Genomic DNA, 4,989 nt, shown 5'->3' on the forward strand with positions numbered 1-4,989 from the left:
AGGCCGAGGCCGGTCAGGCCGAGACCCCGCAGCACGGCGCGACGGCCGAGCCGGGGGGTGCTCGCGGGCAGGGTGGGGTGGTGCTCGCACATGCTGTCGTCTCCTGGGGGTGGGGGTGCGACATGGGGGTGGTCGGTCCCGGGATGCACGGCCGCTGCGGTGCAGGACCGCGGAGGGACGTCTCCACCACAGCGGAGGACGCCGCCGAGGTCAAGGGGGAGGCCCGCTCGCGTCCCGCTGGGTGGAGCGTCCTGGACTACACTCCTGCGGTGCCCTCTGCGTCCTCCCCGACCGCCCTGGAGGCGGTCGACCTCCGGCTCGCGCTGGGTGGACGGACGGTGCTGGACGGGCTGACGCTCGCGGCCGAGCGGGGCCGGACCACCGCGCTGCTGGGCCCCAACGGCGCGGGCAAGACCACCTTCATCCGCTGCTGCACCGGAGTGCTCGAGCCGGACGCCGGCACGGTCCGGATCGGCGGGCAGGCGGTCGGCCGGGCGCTGGCCGGCGGCCGGGTCGGGGTGATGCCCCAGGACAGCGGCGCCTGGTCGGGGATCCGTCCACTGGAGATGCTGCGCCACCTCGCCGGGCTGCACGCCTCGCCGCTGCCGGTGGACGCCTTGGCCGAGCGGCTCGGGCTGCACGAGCTGGCCCGCACCCCGTACCGGCGGCTGAGCGGTGGGCAGAAGCAGGCGGTCAACCTCGCCGGGGCCCTGGTCGGACGTCCCGAGCTGGTGTTCCTCGACGAGCCCACCGCCGGCATGGACCCGCACACCCGCCGCGCGGTCTGGGCGCTGCTGCGCGAGCTGCGCGCCGCCGGCACCACGGTGCTCATCACCACCCACGCCATGGACGAGGCCGCCGAGCTGGCCGACCAGGTGCACATCATCGACGCCGGGCGGGTGCGGGTCAGCGGCACCGTCACCGAGCTGGCCGCCGACGGCCGCAGCCTCGAGCAGGTCTTCCTCGACCACACCACCTCCAGGATCCGCCCGTGAGCGCCGCGACCCTCGACCTCTCCCCCGCCCCCGGCGCGGCGGCCGCCCCGAGCCGGGTGCTGCGCCAGGCCCGCACGGAGTTCCTGCTGCTGGTCCGCAACGGCGAGCAGCTGCTGCTGGCCCTGGTGGTGCCGCTGGGGGTGCTGCTGCTGGCCCGGGTCGCCCCGGCCGACCTGACGGCCCGGTTCGGCGGCTTGCAGGGGCTGGCGCCGTCGGTGCTCGCCCTGGCGGTGTGGTCGAGCGCGTTCACGTCCACCGCGATCGCCACCGGGTTCGAACGGCGCTACGGCGTCCTGGAGCGGTTGGCGAGCACGCCGCTCGGACGCTCCGGGCTGGTGCTCGGCAAGGCGGTCGCGCTGCTGTGGGTGGTGCTGGCCCAGCTGCTCGTGCTCGGCGTCGCGGCCCTCGCGCTGGGCTGGCGTCCTGCCGGGGAGCCGCTGCCCTGGCTGGCCGGGGTCGCCGCGGTCGCGCTCGCGGTGGTCTGCTTCGCCGCCTGGGGGCTGGCGCTGGCCGGGGCCCTGCGCGCGGAGGTGACCCTGGCCGTGGCGAACCTCGTCTACCTGCTGCTGGCCGCCACCGGTGCGCTGGTGCTGGGTCCGGAGAACTACCCGGGCGTCTGGGGTGCGGTGGTCCCGGCGCTGCCGACGGCGGCTCTCGGGGAGTCGCTGCGCAACGCCTCGGCCGGTGTCGTCGACGCCAGCCACCTGGTCGTGCTGCTGGTGTGGACGCTGCTCGGCCTGCTGATCGCGAGGAGGAGCTTCCGATGGACCGCCTGATCGCCGCGCTCGGGTCCGAGCGCTCGCTGCGGGGCTGGTCGACGGCCCTGCTCGTGGCCAACGTCGTCATCGTGCTGACCGGGGCCCTGGTGCGGCTGACCGGCTCGGGGCTGGGCTGCCCCACCTGGCCGCGGTGCACCGAGGACTCCTACGTCACCACGCCGGAGATGGGCCACCACGGGATCATCGAGTTCGGCAACCGGCTGCTGACCTTCGTGCTCATCCTCATCGCCCTCGGCACCGTGGCGGCCGCGCTGGCGCACGCCTGGGCCGACGACCGGCGTCCGGACGGGCCGCGCGGGCACCGGGTGCGGCTGCTCGCGGTCGGGATCGCGATCGGCATCCCCTTCCAGGGCGTGATCGGCGGGCTCACCGTGCTCAGCGGGCTCAACCCGTTCGTGGTGGCGCTGCACCTGCTGCTGTCGGTGGCGCTGATCTGCCTGTCGACCTGGCTGGTGCGCATCGTCTGGCGGGCGCCGCGGCGTCCGGTGCCGGCGCCCGGGCTATGGCTCGGCCGGGCGACCTTCGTGCTGGCCTGGGTGGCGAGCTGGGTGGGCACCGTGGTGACCGGCAGCGGCCCGCACGCCGGCGACGCGGACGCCCGCCGCACCGGTTTCGACATCGAGCTGGTGACCAGGCTGCACTCCGGCAGCGTCTGGCTGCTGGTGGCGGCCACGGTCGCCACCCTGGTGATCACCCGATCGCGGGCGGCGCTGGTGCTGCTGCTGGTCGAGCTCGGCCAGGGCGTGGTCGGCTACGTGCAGTACTTCACCGGGGTGCCGGTGCCGCTGGTGATGGTGCACATGCTGGGGCTGTGCCTGACCATGGCGGCCGCCACCAACCTCATGCTCTCGCTGCGCCGTCCTTCCGCGGTCGACTCCGACCGCGCGCCCAGCGCGGCCGTCGGCATCGCCGCCGGCTGAGCCGTCCAGGCCGCGACGGGGGCGGGGACGGCGGGACCACGGCTCGGCTAGGGTGAGGCGTCGTGCCGGCACCCCACCCCACCTCCCGAGGCGGCGACTCATGATCTCCCGACGGGCCCTGCTGCTGGCCGGTGCGGCGGGTGCGCTGGCCGGTCTGACCGCCTGCGGGCAGGACGACGACCCGCGTCCGCTGACCACCGCGGAGGCGGAGCGGTTCGCGGTGATCCGGTTCAACGCCTACGACGAGGGCACCCGACGGGTGGACCTGCACCTGGTCGGGACGCCCGAACCGCTCCGGCTCGCCGGCTGGGTCGACTACCGCGCCTTCGTGGCCTACGCCTCCCTCCTCACCGCCGACGGCGCCGAGGAGCTCGGCCTGGTGCACTGGGACCGCACCGTCAAGGCGAGCCGGCCCGCGCCGGTGCCGGAGCCGGTGCTGCCGCGCCCGGAGGACGGCTGGGCGCGGTCGGCGGTGGTGCCGGAGCAGGCGGTGTTCGACACCGCGCTGGCGATGGTGCTGCAGCTCGGGGCCGACCGTCCGGACAACCCGCTGCTGCTGGCGCAGAGCGACGCCCGCTGGTTGCGCACCGACCAGGTCGACGACGTCGCGGTGGACGTCGTGACCGGGCCGACCCCGGAGGGCGCACCGGACCAGGCGGGCTCCAGGTTGCGGTACTGGGTGGACCAGCGGGGGAACCTGCTGCGGCTGGAGGCCGCCCTCGGTCAGACCGACCTGTGGAGCACCTTCGACTTCACCGCCGCGGACGGCGTGGAGGTGCCGGCGCTGGGCTGAGCGGTGCTCAGTCGGTGCCGTGGGCCAGCTCGGCGTAGAGGTCCGCCGGCGGCAGCGCGGTCTCGGCGTCGGTGACCGGCGGTGCCTCCGGTGCGGCATCGAGGAAGCTCTCCGGCATCTGCGGCTGCTCCAGCGGTGCGCGGACGTCACGGAAGGAGATGCCCTCGGGCGCCGTCTCGGCGCTCAACGGGGCGCCGACCGTCCGCGCCCCGCCCTCGGGGCAGCTCCAGCTGTCCTGCAAGCCCTCGGGTGAGGTGGAGCTGAACTCGTTGTCGGCCAGGCAGTTGCCCTCACCGGGCGCGCGGTCGGTGGCGGTGTAGGCCACGTCGACCTCGTTGTGCTCGCCGACGTTGCCGACCAGCTGGTTGCCCAGCGAGGGGATGTCCTCGGCGGAGGTCACCAGCACCCCGGCGGTCGGGTGCCCGCTGATGAGGTTGCCGCTGATCGTGTTGTCCTGCGCACCCGTCAGGCCGATGCCGATCCCGAAACCGCCCTCGGCGTGCGCCGGCGTCTCCACCGCGGCGTTGTCGACGACCACGTTGCCGGCCACCAGACCCTCCCGCTGGGGGACGAAGGCCTCCTGGTAGTCCGACATCACCGCCATGCCCACCCGGTTGGCGGCGAACCGGTTGCGGACCACCGAGACGGTGCTGCTCGCGTTGGCCTGCTCGTAGCCGACGGCGTTGTACTCGCTGACGTTGTCGCGGACCACCACGTCGCACTGCTGGCACTGCCCCACGTAGAAGCCGGAGTCGGCGTGGCCGGAGGCGTAGCTGCGCTCGACCACCCCGTCCTGGGCGTCGAAGGCGTAGATGCCGTACAGGCCGTTGTTGGCCGCGGTGACGTAGCGGACCGCGAAGCCCTGCACCGGCGGGAACTGCTCGGGGTCGAGCCGGTGGTAGCCGTCGCTGCCCCGCGCCAGGCCGCCGTTCTCGTCGCTGAAGCCGGTCACCAGCACGCCGTTGAGGTTGTGGTCGCGGACGGTGAGGTTGGCGACCGTGACGCGGTCGGCGGTGACCACCACCCCGTTGCTCCGCACACCCTCGCCGTCCAGGACCACGGCGTTGCGGTCGGTGCCGCGCAGCGTGAGGTCGTCGGTGCGGATCTGCACGCTCTCGCGGTACGTCCCGGGGGCGACCTCGACGGTGTCACCGGGTCGGGCGGCGTCGACGGCGGCCTGGATGGTGCCGGCGTGCTCGGGCACCCGGATGGTCACCGGGCCCTCGCCCTCGGGGCGGACGTCGTCCCCGCCACCGCCGGTGCACCCGCTGAGCAGGAGCAGGCAGACCACGACCATGATGAGCGTCCGGGGGGTTCGCACCCGCACAACCTACCGGTGCGGGGCGCGACCGCCGACCGCGCCGGGAGCCGGACGCCGCCCGGCCCACTATCCTGCCGGGCATGGGATCCCCCGACACCCCTCTGCCGTCGGCGCGCGTCGGCCGGCGGGCGCTGCTGGGTGGCGGCGTGGCCGCCGGGGCGGCCGGGGCCTTCCTGCTGGG

The 4,989-nt window shown here is 74.8% G+C and carries 5 protein-coding genes; 4 read left to right on the top strand and 1 reads right to left on the bottom strand.

Translation table 11 applies throughout. The features are described 5' to 3' along the window. The first annotated feature begins 269 nt into the window (after nt 1–269). From DVA66_RS16980 to DVA66_RS16995, 4 genes are all read left to right on the top strand, one after another. Nucleotides 270–995 (top strand): ABC transporter ATP-binding protein, encoded by a 726-nt coding sequence (locus DVA66_RS16980; RefSeq protein ID WP_232822031.1) that lies wholly within the window; start codon nt 270–272, stop codon nt 993–995. Next, nucleotides 992–1,771 (top strand): ABC transporter permease, encoded by a 780-nt coding sequence (locus DVA66_RS16985; RefSeq protein WP_114561127.1) that lies wholly within the window; start codon nt 992–994, stop codon nt 1,769–1,771. Before DVA66_RS16980 ends, DVA66_RS16985 begins: the two co-directional genes overlap by 4 nt. Next, the gene (locus tag DVA66_RS16990) at nt 1,759–2,694 is read left to right on the top strand and encodes a COX15/CtaA family protein (protein WP_114561128.1); all 936 of its coding nucleotides are present in this window, start codon (nt 1,759–1,761) and stop codon (nt 2,692–2,694) included. Before DVA66_RS16985 ends, DVA66_RS16990 begins: the two co-directional genes overlap by 13 nt. A gap of 100 nt (nt 2,695–2,794) precedes the next feature. Beyond that, nucleotides 2,795–3,487: a hypothetical protein gene (locus DVA66_RS16995; protein ID WP_114561129.1), complete on the top strand. Its 693-nt coding sequence runs from the start codon at nt 2,795–2,797 to the stop codon at nt 3,485–3,487. 7 nt (nt 3,488–3,494) lie between these two features. On the opposite strand, the gene DVA66_RS17000 is transcribed toward DVA66_RS16995, so the two are convergent. After that, nucleotides 3,495–4,808, bottom strand: coding sequence for a right-handed parallel beta-helix repeat-containing protein (locus tag DVA66_RS17000; RefSeq protein WP_198671880.1), 1,314 nt, complete (start codon nt 4,806–4,808; stop codon nt 3,495–3,497). Between the last annotated feature and the right edge of the window lie 181 nt (nt 4,809–4,989).

Origin of the sequence: Desertihabitans aurantiacus (assembly GCF_003344635.1) — a bacterium.
GTDB classification, from domain to species: Bacteria; Actinomycetota; Actinomycetes; order Propionibacteriales; family Propionibacteriaceae; genus Desertihabitans; species Desertihabitans aurantiacus.

Bases quoted from the DNA above. Each gene is read 5' to 3' on its own strand.
- DVA66_RS16995 (WP_114561129.1), top strand. From the start codon at position 2,795: ATGATCTCCCGACGGGCCCTGCTGCTGGCCGGTGCGGCGGGTGCGCTG.
- DVA66_RS16990 (WP_114561128.1), top strand. From the start codon at position 1,759: ATGGACCGCCTGATCGCCGCGCTCGGGTCCGAGCGCTCGCTGCGGGGC.